This window comes from Pantoea sp. X-Soil-TKNS-1207 (assembly GCF_059730485.1).
This window is the reverse complement of record NZ_AP035958.1, coordinates 3,039,461-3,055,767: the sequence shown is the minus strand read 5'-3', so window position 1 is coordinate 3,055,767 and position 16,307 is coordinate 3,039,461. Positions and strand designations below refer to the sequence as shown.

Annotated in this window: 14 protein-coding genes and 1 pseudogene; 12 read left to right on the top strand and 3 right to left on the bottom strand. The window is 60.0% G+C overall.

Annotated elements, in window-relative coordinates:
• Positions 1–103: 103 nt before the first annotated feature.
• The 4 genes from AC6I8V_RS14220 (at position 104) to sixA (ending at position 4,686) form a co-directional block, all read left to right on the top strand.
• The gene (locus tag AC6I8V_RS14220; protein ID WP_497842907.1) at positions 104–400 is read left to right on the top strand and encodes a YfcZ/YiiS family protein; all 297 of its coding nucleotides are present in this window, start codon (positions 104–106) and stop codon (positions 398–400) included.
• Positions 401–568: 168 nt separating this feature from the next.
• Positions 569–1,879 (top strand): acetyl-CoA C-acyltransferase FadI, encoded by a 1,311-nt coding sequence (fadI, locus tag AC6I8V_RS14215; protein WP_497842906.1) that lies wholly within the window; start codon positions 569–571, stop codon positions 1,877–1,879.
• On the top strand, positions 1,879–4,008 hold the full coding sequence (fadJ, locus tag AC6I8V_RS14210) for a fatty acid oxidation complex subunit alpha FadJ (protein WP_497842905.1): 2,130 nt from the start codon (positions 1,879–1,881) through the stop codon (positions 4,006–4,008). The genes fadI and fadJ overlap by 1 nt, the downstream gene beginning before the upstream one ends.
• A gap of 195 nt (positions 4,009–4,203) precedes the next feature.
• The gene (sixA, locus tag AC6I8V_RS14205) at positions 4,204–4,686 is read left to right on the top strand and encodes a phosphohistidine phosphatase SixA (protein WP_497842904.1); all 483 of its coding nucleotides are present in this window, start codon (positions 4,204–4,206) and stop codon (positions 4,684–4,686) included.
• Positions 4,687–4,720: 34 nt separating this feature from the next.
• Here sixA and smrB read toward each other — a convergent pair whose 3' ends face one another.
• Positions 4,721–5,269, bottom strand: a complete 549-nt coding sequence (gene smrB / locus AC6I8V_RS14200) for an endonuclease SmrB (protein ID WP_497842903.1) — start codon at positions 5,267–5,269, stop codon at positions 4,721–4,723.
• Between the two features lie 159 nt (positions 5,270–5,428).
• On the opposite strand from smrB, the gene prmB reads away from it, so the two are divergent.
• The 6 genes and pseudogenes from prmB (at position 5,429) to AC6I8V_RS14170 (ending at position 10,061) form a co-directional block, all read left to right on the top strand.
• Entirely contained in the window at positions 5,429–6,361 is a 933-nt protein-coding gene (prmB, locus tag AC6I8V_RS14195) for a 50S ribosomal protein L3 N(5)-glutamine methyltransferase (protein WP_497842902.1), read from the top strand.
• A gap of 27 nt (positions 6,362–6,388) precedes the next feature.
• Positions 6,389–7,474 carry a chorismate synthase gene (gene aroC, locus AC6I8V_RS14190; protein WP_497842901.1) on the top strand — a complete coding sequence of 362 codons (1,086 nt, stop codon included), beginning with the start codon at positions 6,389–6,391 and terminating at the stop codon, positions 7,472–7,474.
• A 4-nt stretch (positions 7,475–7,478) separates the two neighbouring features.
• Positions 7,479–8,304 (top strand): annotated as a pseudogene (gene mepA, locus AC6I8V_RS14185) (penicillin-insensitive murein endopeptidase).
• A gap of 8 nt (positions 8,305–8,312) precedes the next feature.
• On the top strand, positions 8,313–9,110 hold the full coding sequence (locus AC6I8V_RS14180) for a sulfite exporter TauE/SafE family protein (protein ID WP_497842900.1): 798 nt from the start codon (positions 8,313–8,315) through the stop codon (positions 9,108–9,110).
• A 67-nt stretch (positions 9,111–9,177) separates the two neighbouring features.
• A complete protein-coding gene (locus AC6I8V_RS14175) occupies positions 9,178–9,723 on the top strand; it encodes an elongation factor P hydroxylase (RefSeq protein ID WP_497842899.1) in 546 nt (181 codons plus the stop codon).
• A 56-nt stretch (positions 9,724–9,779) separates the two neighbouring features.
• Positions 9,780–10,061 carry a YfcL family protein gene (locus tag AC6I8V_RS14170; RefSeq protein WP_497842898.1) on the top strand — a complete coding sequence of 94 codons (282 nt, stop codon included), beginning with the start codon at positions 9,780–9,782 and terminating at the stop codon, positions 10,059–10,061.
• A 30-nt stretch (positions 10,062–10,091) separates the two neighbouring features.
• Here the strand turns inward: AC6I8V_RS14170 and mnmC are convergent, their stop codons facing one another.
• Positions 10,092–12,104, bottom strand: a complete 2,013-nt coding sequence (mnmC, locus tag AC6I8V_RS14165; RefSeq protein WP_497842897.1) for a bifunctional tRNA (5-methylaminomethyl-2-thiouridine)(34)-methyltransferase MnmC2/FAD-dependent 5-carboxymethylaminomethyl-2-thiouridine(34) oxidoreductase MnmC1 — start codon at positions 12,102–12,104, stop codon at positions 10,092–10,094.
• A 154-nt stretch (positions 12,105–12,258) separates the two neighbouring features.
• Between mnmC and fabB the strand changes: the two genes are divergently transcribed.
• The gene (fabB, locus tag AC6I8V_RS14160) at positions 12,259–13,479 is read left to right on the top strand and encodes a beta-ketoacyl-ACP synthase I (RefSeq protein WP_497842896.1); all 1,221 of its coding nucleotides are present in this window, start codon (positions 12,259–12,261) and stop codon (positions 13,477–13,479) included.
• 209 nt (positions 13,480–13,688) lie between these two features.
• Positions 13,689–14,870, top strand: coding sequence for an MFS transporter (locus tag AC6I8V_RS14155; protein ID WP_497842895.1), 1,182 nt, complete (start codon positions 13,689–13,691; stop codon positions 14,868–14,870).
• On the opposite strand, the gene pdxR is transcribed toward AC6I8V_RS14155, so the two are convergent.
• The gene (gene pdxR / locus AC6I8V_RS14150; protein WP_497842894.1) at positions 14,857–16,272 is read right to left on the bottom strand and encodes a MocR-like pyridoxine biosynthesis transcription factor PdxR; all 1,416 of its coding nucleotides are present in this window, start codon (positions 16,270–16,272) and stop codon (positions 14,857–14,859) included. The two genes, AC6I8V_RS14155 and pdxR, sit on opposite strands and share 14 nt — an antisense overlap.
• Between the last annotated feature and the right edge of the window lie 35 nt (positions 16,273–16,307).

The window sequence follows — 16,307 nt, the reverse complement described above, 5'->3', positions numbered from 1 at the left end:
TTCGTCACTTAGCAGGTTGAGCGTGGCGGCGGTTATGCATCAGGCGTACACTTTGTGGCAGAAAAAAATCCTTATTGGTCCGTTTTATCATCAGGAGAAGACAATGACTGATGCCATTAAAAACTGCAGTGCCACCGAGACCGCAGCCTGCTGCTGCGTTGATGTTGGCACCGTCATGGATAACACCGATTGCACCGCCAGCTGGTCCGGGCTGTTCGCCGATCGTCATGCGGCAGAGGCGATGCTGGCGCATCTGACTGAGAAGGCGCGTGAGGTGGAATCTGAACCCTGCGATATCCGTTCGCGCTTTGAAGATGACGCGGCAGGCGTGCGCCTGACTATCGACTTCAACTTCGCCTGCCAGGCGGAGACGATGATCTTCCAGCTCGGACTGCGTTAATTCCCCCAGCTGCCGGACCCGGTTCCGGCAGCGTTTTTCAATTTCGTGTTTCTCCTCGCACTTTTTCCCTCTGCATATTGGCGACTTACACGCTCCTGGTTAACACTGATGATCAGGTCAGACCTCTTTGGCAATGACGCCCAGGTCAAACATCACAGGTGACAGGCAATGAGCAAAGCGCAGCCGCTGCTGACGCGTCAGGGCGAACGCATCGCCATAACCCACGGTTTACGTACCCCTTTTGCCCGCCAGGCGACTGATTTTCATGGCATTCCGGCGCTGGAGCTGGGCCGCATGGTGGTGAGCGAATTGATGGCGCGCAGTGAACTGCCGGTGGAGGTTATCGACCAGCTGGTGTTCGGCCAGGTGGTACAGATGCCGGAAGCGCCCAACATCGCCCGCGAAATTGTGCTGAGCAGTGGGCTGAGCGTGCATACCGACGCCTACAGCGTCAGTCGCGCCTGCGCCACCAGCTTTCAGGCGGTGGCGAATGTGGCGGAGAGCCTGATGGCGGGCAGCATCGATGCCGGGATCGCCGGTGGGGCCGACTCATCCTCGGTGCTGCCGATAGGCGTCAGTAAAACCCTGGCGCGGGCGCTGGTCGATCTCAACAAAGCGCGTCGCTTCAGCCAGAAGCTGCAAATTTTACGTCGCCTGCGTCCGCGTGATTTGCTGCCGGTGCCACCGGCGGTGGCGGAATACTCCACCGGCCTGCGCATGGGCGACACGGCGGAGCAGATGGCGAAAACCCACGGCATCACCCGTGAGCAGCAGGATGCGCTCGCGCTGCGTTCACATCAGCGTGCCGCGCGTGCCTGGGAATCCGGTCGGCTGGCGCAGGAGGTGATGCCGGCCTTTGTGCCGCCGTGGAAAGCCCCAATCGAGCAGGACAACAACGTGCGCTTCAATGCCAGCGCCGCCGACTATGAACGGCTGCGTCCGGCGTTTGATCGTCGCCACGGTACGGTGACGGCGGCAAACAGCACGCCGCTCACCGATGGCGCGGCGGCGGTGATTCTGATGCGCGAAGGGCGCGCCCGCGAGCTGGGCATTACGCCGCTCGGCTATCTGCGCAGCTACGCCTTCAGCGCCATTGATGTCTGGCAGGATATGTTGCTGGGACCGGCGTACGCCTCGCCGCTGGCGCTGGAGCGCGCTGGCGTGAGTCTCGCTGATTTAACCCTGATCGATATGCATGAAGCCTTCGCGGCACAAACACTGGCGAATCTGAAAATGTTCAGTGATGAGCGCTTTGCGCGCGAGGTGCTGAATCGGCCACATGCGCTGGGCGAAGTTAATGAAGAACGTTTTAACGTGCTCGGCGGATCGATTGCCTATGGTCATCCTTTTGCCGCCACCGGCGCGCGCATGATCACTCAGACGTTGCGGGAACTGCGGCGGCGCGGCGGCGGGCTGGGCCTGGTTACCGCCTGTGCGGCGGGCGGATTAGGGACAGCGATGGTACTGGAGGCCGAATAATGAGCGATTCCGCATTTCACCTGCAAATGCGCCTGGACCACATCGGCGTGATAACCATCGATGTGCCGGGCGAGAAGATGAATACCCTGAAAGCCGAGTTTGTGCCACAGATAATGGCGGTGCTGGCTGAAGCACGACGCGATCCCCAGCTGGCAGGGCTGATCTTGATTTCCGGCAAACGTGACAACTTTATCGCCGGGGCGGATATCAGCATGATTGATCGCTGCCACACGGCGGAAGAGGCCGAAGCGCTGGCGCGTCAGGGGCAGGAAGTGATGGCAACGATTGCCGCGCTGCCTTTTCCGGTGGTGGCGGCGATCCACGGCGCCTGCCTTGGCGGCGGACTGGAGCTGGCTCTGGCGTGCAATGCGCGCATCTGCTCGCTGGATGAGAAAACCCGCCTTGGCCTGCCGGAAGTCCAGCTCGGGTTACTGCCTGGCTCCGGCGGCACCCAACGCCTGCCGCGGCTGATTGGCGTGCAGCAGGCGCTGCCGCTGATCCTGACGGGGAAACAGCTGCGGGCAAAACAGGCGCTGAAGCTGGGTATCGTGGATGATGCGGTGCCGCAGGCCATCCTGCTGCAAACCGCTATTGAACGGGTGCTGAAAGGGAAAAAAACGCGGCGTCCGCTGTCGCGTCGTGACCGCCTGTTGCAGGGGCCGCTTGCCCGGCAGGTGTTGTTTGCGCTGGCGCAGCGCCAGACCAACAGCAAAACTCACGGTAACTATCCGGCGGCCGATCGTATCTTACAGGTCGTGAGAATCGGGCTGGAGCAGGGCAGCAATGCCGGCCACGAAGCTGAAGCACGCGCTTTTGGTCAGCTGGCGATGACCCGCGAATCAGCCGCGCTGCGTAGCCTGTTCTTTGCCTCCACCGCAATGAAGAAGGAGGCGGTTGCCGCTGCGGCACCGCGTGACCTTCAGCATATCGGCGTGCTCGGCGGCGGCCTGATGGGCGGCGGCATCGCCAGCGTCACCGCGCTGAACGCCGGGTTGCCGGTGCGTATCCGCGACATCAATCTGAGCGGCATCAACCATGCCTTGCAGTACAACTGGGATCGGCTTAGCCAGCGGCTGAAGCGTCGCCAGATCAATGCGGCACAGCGCCAGCAGCAGATGGCGTTGATCAGCGGCACCCAGGATTATCAGGGTTTCGCCCGGCGCGATCTGGTGATCGAGGCGGTGTTCGAAGATCTGGCGCTGAAGCAGCAGATGGTGGCGGAGATTGAGGACCACTGCCAGCCGCATACCATTTTTGCTTCCAACACCTCCTCGCTGCCGATTGGCGACATTGCCGCCCATGCGCAGCGCCCGGAAAACGTGATTGGCCTGCATTTTTTCAGCCCGGTAGACAAAATGCCGCTGGTGGAGGTGATTCCGCACGGTGGCACCTCAGAGGAGACGCTGGCGACCACGGTGCAGCTGGCGCGTGGACTGGGTAAAACGGCGGTGGTGGTGGCTGACCGTCCCGGTTTCTACGTCAACCGTATTCTCGCGCCCTATATAAATGAAGCGATGCGATGTTTGCTGGAAGGTGAGCCGATTGAACATATTGACCAGGCGCTGGTGAAGTTTGGCTTCCCGGTGGGGCCGTTGCAGCTGCTGGATGAAGTGGGGATCGACGTCGGCAGCAAGATCAGTCCGATTCTGTTGCAGGCGTATGGCGATCGCTTTAGCGCCCCCGAGGCGGTGAGCGCTATTCTCGCTGACGATCGTAAAGGGCGTAAAAACGGCAGAGGCTTCTATTTATATCGGCAGACACGCTGGCCAACCCGGCGCCGGGCCGATGCCACGATTTACAGCCTGCTGGGTATCAAACCGCTGGCGAAGCAGAGTGAAGCGCAGATAGCCACGCGTTGCGTGATGATGATGCTCAACGAGGCGGCGCGCTGTCTGGATGAAGGCGTCATTCGCAGCGCCCGTGACGGCGATATCGCAGCGGTATTTGGCATGGGTTTCCCGCCATTTCTGGGGGGGCCGTTCCGCTATATGGATCAGCGCGGGGCCAGTGATATGGTCAATACATTAAACACCTTAATGCGGCAGCACGGCGACCGTTTTGCCCCCTGTGACGCGCTGATGACAGCGGCACAACAGCAAACGAATTTTTACACTTCTGCACAAATGTGAATAGGCGTACAGATTCAGCGGGTTAGAAAGGGTGCCGGCAAACGGCCTGCGCGGCACCATTCTGAGATATGCTTATTTAATAAACAACCGGTTGACTATACTGAAGCCATTGCGGTAAAACACAGCGTTCATTCGCAGAATGAAGCGTCTGGTGCTGTGGTACCGGACGATATCGACAAACAACAGCGGTGCTTTATGCAAGTTTTTATCATGCGTCATGGCGATGCGGCTCTGGAAGCAGCAAGTGATTCAGTCAGACCACTTACGCTTTGCGGATGTGACGAATCACGCCAGATGGCGAGCTGGCTTAACGGCCAGGCGCTGGATATCGAACGGGTGCTGGTAAGCCCTTATCTCCGAGCCTGTCAGACCCTCGCGACGGTACGCGAAGCCCTGACTCTGCCCGAAGGGGAAGATGTATTGCCAGAGCTGACGCCAGGCGGCGATCCGGGGCTGGTGGCCTGCTATCTGCAGACGCTGGCGAATGAAGGCGTGAAATCGGCGTTGGTGATTTCGCATCTGCCGCTGGTGGGTTATCTGGTTTCTGAACTCTGCCCGCAGGAAGCGCCGCCGATGTTCGCCACCTCCGCGATTGCCTGCGTCAATTTCGATCCGGCGACCTGCGAAGGCAAGCTGGAGTGGCAGGTCAGCCCGTCAAAACTGGCCAAAGCGATGTAAATCCCTCTGTGGGCCGCCTGCGCGGCCCCATCCCTTAAGGCAGCTCCGGCGGTTGCCACTCCTCGACCTCAATCAGCACCAGCAACGCGGCATCGCCGCCGAACAATTTTGGTGCCTGATGAAATGCCATCACCCACGGATGTTGTGCCAGCCACAGCGGCGTTTGCTGCTTGAGGATGTGTTTACCGTGCCCGGTCATCACGCTGGCGCAAAACAGATGCTCGCGGCGGCAGGCGGCAATCAGCGCGCCCAGCTCCTGCTTGGCCTGCTGTTGGGTTAAACCGTGTAAGTCGAGGAAAATTTCTGGCGTGTAGTCGCCGCGCCGCAGTTTTTTCAGCTCATAGTGGCTGACATCAGCGCGCACATAGCGTACCGGCCCGTCGCTTTGCAGCAACGGCTGAAACTCGTCGGAAAAATAATGGCTATTGTCGGCCTGTTCGGAAAGCAGCCTTTTCAGCGGTACTTCCCGCGTTTTCACCACCGGTTTATGCACGATGGTGTCCTGTTTCAGCTTACGCGTCCCAGTCATTAACTGGCGGAACAGCGCCTGATCGTCCTGGCTAAGCGGCGTCTTCTTACTCATGTCTCAACAAATATCATCAGAAATGGCGGGGGATCCCGATGCCATACCTTACCCGTAAGCGTTAACAAATGTCAGCTTTTTCGCCTTACCGCGCTGAATTCTGCCCGGCTTCGTGGCAAACTATCGGCCGATTGATTTTATGGCCTGCTGGAGGGCTACGTGGACAAAATTTTCGTCGATGAGGCAGTTAATGAACTGCACACCATTCAGGATATGCTGCGCTGGGCCGTCAGCCGTTTCTCAGCGGCCGGTATTTGGTACGGTCACGGCACAGATAACCCCTGGGACGAAGCGGTACAACTGGTCCTGCCCACCCTCTGGCTGCCGCTGGATATCCCGGAAGATATGCGCCATGCGCGCCTCACCGCCAGCGAGCGCCATCGCATCGTTGAGCGCGTGATTCGCCGCGTGAACGAGCGCATTCCGGTGGCCTACCTCACCAACAAAGCCTGGTTCTGCGGTCACGAATTTTATGTTGATGAGCGCGTGCTGGTACCGCGTTCACCGATTGGTGAGCTGATCGAAAACCGCTTCGCCGGGCTGATCGCTGACTATCCGACCCACATTCTGGATATGTGTACCGGCAGCGGCTGTATCGCTATCGCCACTGCCTACGCCTTCCCGGAAGCCGAAGTGGATGCGGTGGATATCTCTACCGATGCGCTGGCCGTCGCCGAACGCAACATTGAAGAACACGGTTTGCTCAACCACGTCACGCCGATCCGCGCCGATCTGTTCCGTGGTTTGCCGCAGGTAAAATATGATCTGATCGTCACCAACCCGCCGTACGTTGATGCCGAAGATATGGATGACCTGCCGGGTGAATATCGCCACGAGCCGGAACTGGGCCTGGCCGCAGGCAGCGATGGCCTGAAGCTGGTGCGCCGCATTCTGGCCTGCGCGCCGGATTATCTCAGCGAGCAGGGCGTGCTGATCTGCGAAGTGGGTAACAGCATGGTGCATATGATCGCGCAGTATCCCGATGTGCCCTTTACCTGGCTGGAGTTTGACAACGGCGGCGACGGCGTATTTATGCTGACCCGTCAGCAGATTGTTGACGCGCAGCATCATTTCTCTTTCTACAAAGACTAAAAACGAACATCGCAACAAGGAATCAACATGGCCGGAAACAGCATCGGACAATTTTTTCGAGTAACCACCTTTGGCGAGTCGCACGGCATTGCGCTGGGCTGCATTGTTGATGGTGTGCCGCCGGGCATCCCACTGACCGAAGCGGACATTCAGCACGATCTCGATCGCCGCCGTCCGGGAACCTCGCGCTATACCACCCAGCGCCGCGAACCGGATCAGGTGAAAATTTTGTCTGGCGTGTTTGAAGGCGTTACCACCGGCACGTCAATTGGTCTGCTGATTGAGAACACCGACCAGCGTTCACAGGATTACAGCGCGATTAAAGACCTGTTCCGTCCCGGCCATGCGGATTACACCTACGAACAAAAATATGGCATGCGTGATTATCGCGGCGGCGGTCGTTCGTCGGCGCGTGAAACCGCGATGCGCGTTGCGGCGGGTGCCATTGCGAAAAAGTATCTGCAAATGAAGCACGGCATCCAGGTACGTGGTTATCTGGCGCAGATTGGTGACGTGGAGTGCGAGCTGAAGGACTGGAGCATCGTTGAAGATAACCCGTTCTTCTGCCCGGATGCAGACAAGCTGGAAGCGCTGGATGAACTGATGCGCGCGCTGAAAAAAGAGGGCGACTCCATCGGCGCCAAAGTCACGGTGATGGCCGAAAACGTGCCGCCGGGACTGGGTGAGCCGGTGTTTGATCGTCTGGATGCCGATCTTGCCCATGCGCTGATGAGCATCAACGCGGTGAAGGGCGTAGAAATTGGCGACGGCTTCGCGGTGATTAACCAGCGCGGCAGCCAGCATCGTGATGAGATCCGCGCCAACGGTTTCCAGAGCAATCATGCGGGCGGCATTCTGGGGGGCATCAGCAGCGGCCAGACCATCAGCGCCAACCTGGCGATGAAACCCACCTCCAGCATCACCGTGCCGGGCAAAACCATCACCCGCGACGGCGAAGAAGTTGAGATGATCACCAAAGGTCGCCACGATCCCTGCGTCGGTATCCGTGCGGTGCCGATTGCCGAAGCGATGATGGCGATTGTGCTGATGGATCACCTGCTGCGTCAGCGTGCGCAGTGCGCCGACGTTCACTCCACCGTTCCGCGCTGGTAAGCCAATGCGTCGTCTGCTGCTGACCCTTGCCGCGCTGCTGTGCAGTGCGGCAGCGATGGCTGCCACGCCGTGGCAGCAAATTCATCAACCGATTAGCGGCGCACCGCAGTCGATTGGCAGCTTTGCCAACGGCTGTATTGTCGGCGCGCAGTCGTTGCCGCTCAATTCCCCAGACTATCAGGTGATGCGTCAGGATCAGCGTCGTTACTACGGCCATCCTGATCTGATCGCCTTTATTCAGCGCCTCAGCACCCAGGTGCATCAGTTGCAACTGGGGCAGGTGCTGATTGGCGATATGGGCATGGCCGCCGGTGGGCGTTTCAGCAGTGGTCACGCCAGCCATCAAACCGGGCTGGATGTGGATATCTGGCTGCAACTGCCGCAAAGCCGCTGGACGGCGCAGCAGTTGCTGCAACCGCAGCCGCTCGACCTGGTCACCCCCGATGGCAAACAGGTGGTGGCACGCCACTGGCAGCCGCAGATCGACAGCCTGATCAAACTGGCGGCGAAAGATGACGACGTGACGCGTATCTTCGTCAATCCGGCGATTAAAAAGCAGCTTTGTGCCGATGCCGGTAGCGATCGCGCCTGGCTGAACAAAGTCCGACCGTGGTTTGCCCATCGCGCGCATATGCATGTGCGCCTGCGCTGCCCGCCGGGTAGCCTGGAGTGTCAGGATCAGGCACCGCCGCCGCCGGGCGATGGCTGTGGCGCGGAGCTGGACAGCTGGTTCCTGCCGAAGCAGCCGGGCAGCACGCCGCCGGTGAAAAAAAACGCCGCCGCCGTTGCCACCCTCATGTCAGGCGTTGCTGGATAAACATTTACTCTAGGAATTTCCATGGAATGGTTCGTTGCCAGCCCTTTGGTGCTGGTAGTGTTGTTTGGTGTCTCGGTTCTGGCTGCTTTTATCGATTCCATCGCCGGTGGCGGTGGTTTGCTTACCCTGCCGTCGCTGCTGGCGGCCGGTCTCTCGCCGGCGCAGGCGTTAGCCACCAATAAACTGCAATCGGTGGGCGGCTCCTTCTCCGCCAGCCTGTACTTTGTGCGGCGTGGGGTAATTAACCTGCGTGCGCAGCGGCTGAATATCGCCATGACCTTTATTGGCGCGATCGGTGGCGCGGTATTGATTCAGCATATCAAGGCCGATGTATTGCGCCAGGTGCTGCCGCTGCTGCTGATCAGCATCGGGCTGTGGTTCCTGCTGATGCCGCGTATTGGCGAGCAGGACCGCGCGCAGCGTCTGCACGGTCTGGCGTATGCGCTGGTCGGTGGCGGCTGCGTCGGTTTTTACGATGGCTTCTTTGGCCCCGGCGCCGGTTCGTTCTACGCGCTGGCGTTCGTTACCTTATGTGGCTTTAACCTGGCCAAAGCCACTGCCCACGCCAAAATCCTCAACTTCACCTCCAACTTTGGCAGCCTGCTGTTCTTTATGTTTGGCGGCAAAGTGGTGTGGGGCACCGGGTTGATTATGCTGCTCGGGGCGTTTTGCGGCGCGCGGCTCGGTGCGCGTCTGGTGCTGAGCCGGGGTCAGAAACTGATCCGCCCGATGGTGGTTACGGTCTCAGCGGTCATGAGCGCCAAACTGTTATGGGACAGCCACGGCAGCGCGCTGCTGGCATGGATGGCCACCCTGTGATCAAACACTCGTCAATAGCGACAGCCGATGCGACAATAACGCCGGTTTTCAACAGAACAATGACATCATGAGCACAACACACCATTACGAACAGCTGATTACGCTGTTCGATAGCTGCTTCCAGCACGACTTTCAGACGCGTCTAATTAAAGGCGATGATGAACCCATTTATCTTCCGGCAGATGACACTTCCCCGTGGCATCGCGTGGTGTTCGCGCACGGTTTTTACGCCAGCGCGCTGCATGAAATTTCGCACTGGTGCATCGCCGGTGAGGCGCGACGTAAGCTGGTGGATTTTGGTTACTGGTACTGCCCGGACGGGCGCGATGCGCAGACGCAAAACCAGTTTGAGTCGGTGGAGATTAAGCCGCAGGCGCTGGAGTGGCTGTTTTGTATGGCGGCAGGCTTTCCCTTCAATGTAAGTTGTGACAATCTCGACGGGGATTGTGAGCCAGATCGCATTGCGTTTCAGCGCAAGGTCCATGCCCAGGTCATGACTTACCTTGAACAAGGCATTCCGGCGCGCCCGGCGCGTTTTATTCAGGCATTAGGGGAGTATTACGGCACGCCAGCGCTGACGGCGGCACACTTCCCCTGGCCGGAAGATTTGTGACCAACATCATATTGTAGCGGCGCGATTTAGCGCGCGGGTTTAATTAGAGGATAACGATGATCGTAGAATTTGAGGCACGCATTCTGGCGCTGATTGACGATATGGTGGATCACGCCAGTGACGACGAGCTGTTTGCCGGCGGTTATCTGCGGGGACATCTGACGCTGGCGGTAGCCGAGATCGAACTTACCGGTGAGCACACCCCGGAAGCGTTGCAGATTCATGTGACCAACAGCCTGCAAAGAGCCATCGCCGCCGGTGAACTCTCGCCGCGCGACCAGGCGCTGGTGATTGGCATGTGGGACAATCTGTTCACCCAGGCGCGCCAGTCCGCCTGATCTGTCGGGGCGATCCTGCGCCCCGCACGCTCAACGTCCGGCTTTTTTTCCCTTCAGTAACTTTCTGATCCAGTAGCGATTAGGATTCAGCGCCGCCAGCGTGGCCGCATCCAGCGGCTGTGGTTCGCCGCTCATCTGTGCCGCCAGCACTTCGGCCGCCAGCGGTGCGCTGCACAATCCCCGTGAACCCAGCGCCCCGAGCACAAACAATCCCGGATAGTGCGGCGCTTCCGCCACGTCCTCGCCCTGCGCGCGCTGTTCCGCCAGCGTGGCGTATTGCGTCAGGGTGGCGGCGTAATCCGGTACGCTACCTGCCATCGGCAGATGGTCGCGGGTGGCGCAGCGTACGCCGACGCGTGCTTCATTGTCGCTGATATCCACCTGCGGCGGCCAGTTGCAGTCGGGCAGACAGGCAATCAGCCGCTGACGATTTTCCTGCTGATCGTCGGCGCGCCAGTCAGTAGCGGTATCGCCGCGATGGTAGCTGGCGCCGATGCAGTGGGTGGCATAATTCGGGCTGACCGGGGTGAGATAGCCGTCGTAGCACAGCACGCTGCGCAAGGCGCCCAGCGCAGGGTTGGTCGGCACATGGCTGACCTGACCCGACACCGCGTAGACCGGCAGCGCCTGGCTTTGGGCGATATCCAGCAGCGCATGGCCATTAGCCAGCACCACCTGCTGATGCTGCACCGGCGGCTGGCTGGCAAAATGCAGCGTCCAGCCATTCTCCTGCGGCGTCAGTTGGTTAACGCGATGCAGCCAGTGGAGGCGTAAGCCCTTCGTCTGCGCATACTCCAGCAGATTGCTGGTCAGCTCCGACGGCGACAGCCAGCCACCGCGCGGATAATAAATCCCGCCCATGCCCAGCTCAACGCCTGCCAGCGCTTCTGCCCCGGAAGTATCCACGCCGTAAGCGATGTCGTGCGGCAGCGCCATGGTGAGCATCTGCGCGATTTTGTCGGCGCTTTTGCTATCCCAGCCCAGCTGCAATACGCCGCTCCAGTCATGCTCAAAGGCGACCGGCAGCGCGTCGTACAGGCGACGGGCAAAGCTAAAGGCGGCCGGGAAAAAGCGCGCCAGCGCCGGATCGTGCTGATTCAGCAGCGGATAAAGCGCCCCCTGTCGATTGCCGGAAGCCCCCAGCGCTGGCGCGGCATCGGCGCAATATAAGGTCACGCGCCAGCCGCGACGTAATAACGCCAGCGCCAACACCGCACTGGCGACACCGCCGCCAATCAGCGCGACTTCCGGGTTGCGGGCTGCGGGCCGTGCATACCAGGGTTGGGTCGGGGGCAGGGGGGCGGCATCATTTAACACGCCGACCAGCATTTCACGTTTGTGACCAAAGCCTTTGCGTTTGCTGAGGGTAAAACCGGCCTCCTGCAAACCGCGACGTACAAAACCGGCAGAGGTGAAGGTCGCCAGCGTGCCATGCGGGCGCGCCATGCGCGCCATCGCCGCGAACAGGCCCGGCGTCCACATTTCCGGATTTTTCGCCGGGGCGAAACCATCAAGAAACCAGGCATCCACCTGACGATGCAGACTGTCATCAAAGGTATCAATTAGCGCGTTAATATCCCCTAACCACAGGTCGAGTGTCACCTCGCCTGCGCCAAACAGCAGGCGCTGGCAGCCCGGCAATGCGGCAGGCCACTGCTGTTGCAGCTGTTCGGCCCACGGGCGCAGTTCCGGCCAGTGGGCGTGCGCGGCTACCAGATCCTGTTGCGTCAGGGGGAATTTTTCACAGCTGATAAAGTGCAGGCGTTGCAGGCGCGCGTCCGGCTGTTGGGCGCGGAAACGGTCAAAGGCCTGCCACAGGGTGAGAAAGTTCAGACCGGTGCCAAAACCGCTTTCCGCCACGATAAACAGGTCGCGATCGTGCGCAGGAAAACGTTGCAGAATCTGGTTGCCATCGAGGAACACATAACGCGTCTCCTCCAGACCATTGTCGTTGGAGAAATAGACGTCGTCGAATGTTTGGGATACAGGTGTACCCTGTTCATTCCAGTTCAGTTTTGCGTGTTCAACGGGGGATAACTTCAAGGGAAAGGCTCATTTTTCAGGCAGTGGCGTGATTTTAGCGAGAGCCGTCACATGACGCAAATTTACAAAAGGAAATGGCTGATCGGACTTGTTCAGCTTACAACTGTAAGCTAGAGTGCACGTCAATCCAAAAGAAGTGGAAGAGGACTATTTGATGAAACGTGCAGTGATTACTGGCCTGGGTATCGTTTCCAGCATTGGTAACAACCAGCAAGAGGTGCTGGCATCTCTGCGTGAAGGCCGTTCTGGTATTACTTTCTCCGAAGAGATGAAAGAAGCCGGGATGCGTAGCCACGTGTGGGGTAACGTAAAACTGGATACCACCGGGCTTATCGATCGCAAAATCGTGCGTTTCATGAGTGATGCCTCTATCTACGCTTATCTCTCAATGGCTGAAGCGATTAAAGACGCTGGCCTGAGCGACGAACAGTATCAGAACAACCCGCGCGTAGGTTTGATTGCCGGTTCTGGCGGTGGTTCCCCGCGTTATCAGGTTTTCGGTGCGGATGCGATGCGCAGCCCACGCGGCCTGAAAGCGGTCGGTCCCTATGTGGTGACCAAAGCGATGGGTTCCGGTGTGTCTGCCTGTCTGGCGACGCCGTTCAAAATCCACGGCGTGAACTACTCCATCAGCTCCGCCTGCGCCACCTCTGCACACTGCATCGGTAACGCGGTTGAGCAGATTCAGCTGGGCAAACAGGACATCGTCTTTGCTGGCGGCGGTGAAGAGCTGAGCTGGGAAATGGCCTGTGAGTTCGACGCAATGGGCGCACTTTCCACCAAATACAACGAAACGCCGGAAAAAGCCTCCCGTACTTATGACGCGAACCGTGATGGCTTCGTCATCGCTGGCGGCGGCGGTATGGTGGTGGTTGAGGAGCTGGAACATGCTCTGGCGCGTGGCGCACATATTTACGCTGAAATCGTCGGCTACGGCGCGACTTCAGATGGCGCTGACATGGTAGCACCGTCAGGCGAAGGCGCAGTGCGTTGTATGAAGATGGCGATGCAGGGTCTGGATGCACCGATCGACTATCTCAACACCCACGGTACCTCTACGCCGGTTGGCGATGTGAAAGAACTGGGTGCGATTCGTGAAGTGTTCGGTGACAACACCCCGTACATCTCTGCAACTAAAGCCATGACCGGCCACTCCCTGGGTGCGGCGGGCGTGCAGGAAGCGATCTACACCCTGCTGATGCTGGAACACAGCTTTATTGCTCCGAGCATCAACATTGAAGAAGCAGACGCGGCGGCACAGGGCATGAACATCGTGACCAAACCGACCGAAAAAGCGCTGACCACCGTGATGTCAAACAGCTTCGGCTTCGGCGGTACCAACGCCACTCTGACGATGCGTAAGTACCCGTCCTGATTCAGGACCAGCGATTTCTCCAGGGCCGGTTAATCCGGCCCTTGTTGTTTTGACATTCCGCGCCTCGCTTGCCACAATCATTTCCCTCATCTCTACATACGTAAACGTTCACGAAGATCCTCGCGCCCATTGCTGTTAATCCCAGCAGAGTTGCGTGTGTCTGGTTTTTGCCTGCAAGGTACGTCTTAGAACAAGGAGTTACGTCGATTATGACTACGGCTGCAAGCGCGCAGACGCAATCTGTATTTCCCTTAGCCTGCACATCCTTTGCCGTGTTTCTCACCTACCTCACGGCGGGCCTGGCGCTGCCGGTGATCCCGTTGTATGTCCACCAGGAGCTGGGCATGAACAACGTGATGGTGGGCGTGGCGGTGGGGATTCAGTTCTTTGCCACCCTGCTGACGCGGAGCTTTGCCGGACGACGCGCCGATCAGCACGGCGCCAAACTCACGACCCAGCACGGCATGATGGCGATTGCGCTGGTGGGCGTGGCTTATCTGGCGGCGGCGCTTTTGCCGGTCTCTCCCTGGGCGAAGTTTGGCTTGCTGGCGGTGGGGCGTCTGCTGCTTGGATTTGGTGAAAGCCTGCTGCTGACCGGCAACCTCACCTGGGGCATGGGGCTGGTGGGCAGCAAACGTTCCGGCCTGGTGATGTCGTGGAACGGCATGGCGATTTATGGATCGCTGGCTGCCGGCGCGCCGCTCGGCCTGCTGATCCATCAACACGGTGGATTTGCCGCACTCGGCGGTGTGGCCCTGCTGCTGCCGCTGCTGGCGCTGGCGCTTAACAGCTGGATCTCCGCGGTGCCGGTGGTGGGCGGGGAACGTCCCTCGCTGTTTAGCGTTATCAAAACCATTTTCCAGCCGGGGCTGGCGCTGGCGTTGCAGGGCACCGGCTTTGCGGTGATCGGCACCTTTACCTCGCTGTACTTCGCGGCGGAGCAGTGGGGCAATGCCGGTTTTGCCTTAACCGCTTTTGGCTGTGCCTTCGTGCTGGTGCGCGTGTTCTTCGGCGGTTTGCCGGATCGTCACGGCGGCGTGCGCGTGGCTATGGTCTCGCTGCTGGTGGAAGCCGCCGGTCTGCTGCTGCTGGCGCTGGCCGGACAGGGCTGGGTCGCGCTGATCGGTGCGGCGCTGACCGGCTGCGGCTGTTCGTTGATTTTCCCGGCGCTCGGCGTGGAGGTGATCAAACGCGTCTCGCCGCAGATACGCGGCACCGCGCTGGGCGGCTTCTCCGCGTTCCAGGATATCGCCTATGGGGCCAGCGGCCCGCTCACCGGCCTGCTGGCAACAGCATTGGGTTACGGTTCGGTGTACGTGGCCGGTGCCTGCTGCGCAGCGCTTGGCATCCTGGTGACCTGGCGTTTTGCCCGTCACGTCAGCGCAGCTTAGCCAGCTTATCGCAGGCTGCGACAATTTCGCCGGGCGTCAGCGCGGCGAAACCCAAAATCCAGCCTGGCTGCGGCGTCTGTCCGGTATATAACGGCGACAGACGCGGCAGCTGTAATCCCAGCTCACGCCCCTGCGCGGTCAGCGCCGCCTCTTCCCCTTGTAATAATCGCACCGTCAGTTGTAAACCGCCTGCCGCCGGGAACGGGGCCAGCCAGTGGGCAAATCGCGTGTTCAGCTGTTGCAGCAGGACATCACGACGGCTGTGGTACAGCTGGCGCATCAGACGCAGATGGCTGGCAAAATGGCCCTGCTGAAGAAATTCGGCGGTGATCGCCTGCGGCAACAGCGCGCTATGCCCGTCCAGTACGCTGCGTGCACGGCCCAGCGCATCGACCAGCGCGGGCGGCACCACCATCCAGGCAAGGCGCAGCGAGGGAAACAGCGTTTTCGAGAAGGTGCCGAGACTGATAACGCGGCTATCGGCCTCCAGCCCCTGTAGCGCTGGCATCGGGCGTTCGTCATAGTGAAACTCGCTGTCGTAATCGTCCTCAATCAGCCAGCTATCCTGCTGCCGCGCCCACGCCAGCCACTGTAAACGTCGTGCGAGGCTCATTGGCGTGCCGGTCGGGTAGTGGTGGGAAGGGGTGAGATACACCAGTTTTGCGCTGCCGCTGAGCGGCACCGCGCCAGATTCATCCAGCGGCATGGCGCGGCAGTTGGCGCCAGCGGCGAGAAAAGCATTACGCGCGCCAGCATAGCCCGGCTCCTCCAGCCAGACATCGTCGCCACTGTCGAGAAACATCAGCGCCAGCAGCTGAAGCGCCTGCTGGGAACTGGTGAGGATCAGCACCTGCCCGGCCTCGCAGCGCACACCGCGCGACAGCGCCAGATAATCCGCCACCGCCTGGCGCAGCGGCGCATAACCGCAGGGATCGCCATAACCCATCACGCTGCTGCCGAGCGAGCGCTGCACGCTGGCGCTGATGCGTCGCCAGAGGGTGTGGGGAAAAGCGCGTAATTCCGGCGAACCGGCGGCGAATGCGTGGGGAAATGGCGGATCCTGACAGCCTCCCGTCGCCAGTACCTGGCTGCCGCGCGTGGAAAAGCGCAGCGCGCCGCGCGGACTGGCAGCCGCCACGCGCAGCGGCATGGCGATGGCGACAAAAGTGCCTCGCCCGCCGCGACGTTGCAGATAACCTTCACTTTCCAGCTGCGCATAGGCCGCTTCCACCGTTACCCTGGAGAGGCCCAGATCCCCTGCCAGCTGGCGGCTGGAGGGCACCTTTTGACCAAAATGCAGATGCCCGCTGGCGATGGCCTGACGCAGGGTGCCGCACAGCCGCTCGCGCAGGCCACCCTGGCTGTGGTGGCTGAACAGGGTCAGAAGAGGAGAGGGCGTCATTGTGGTCTTATTCCCTGATGAAAAGTGGTATCAGA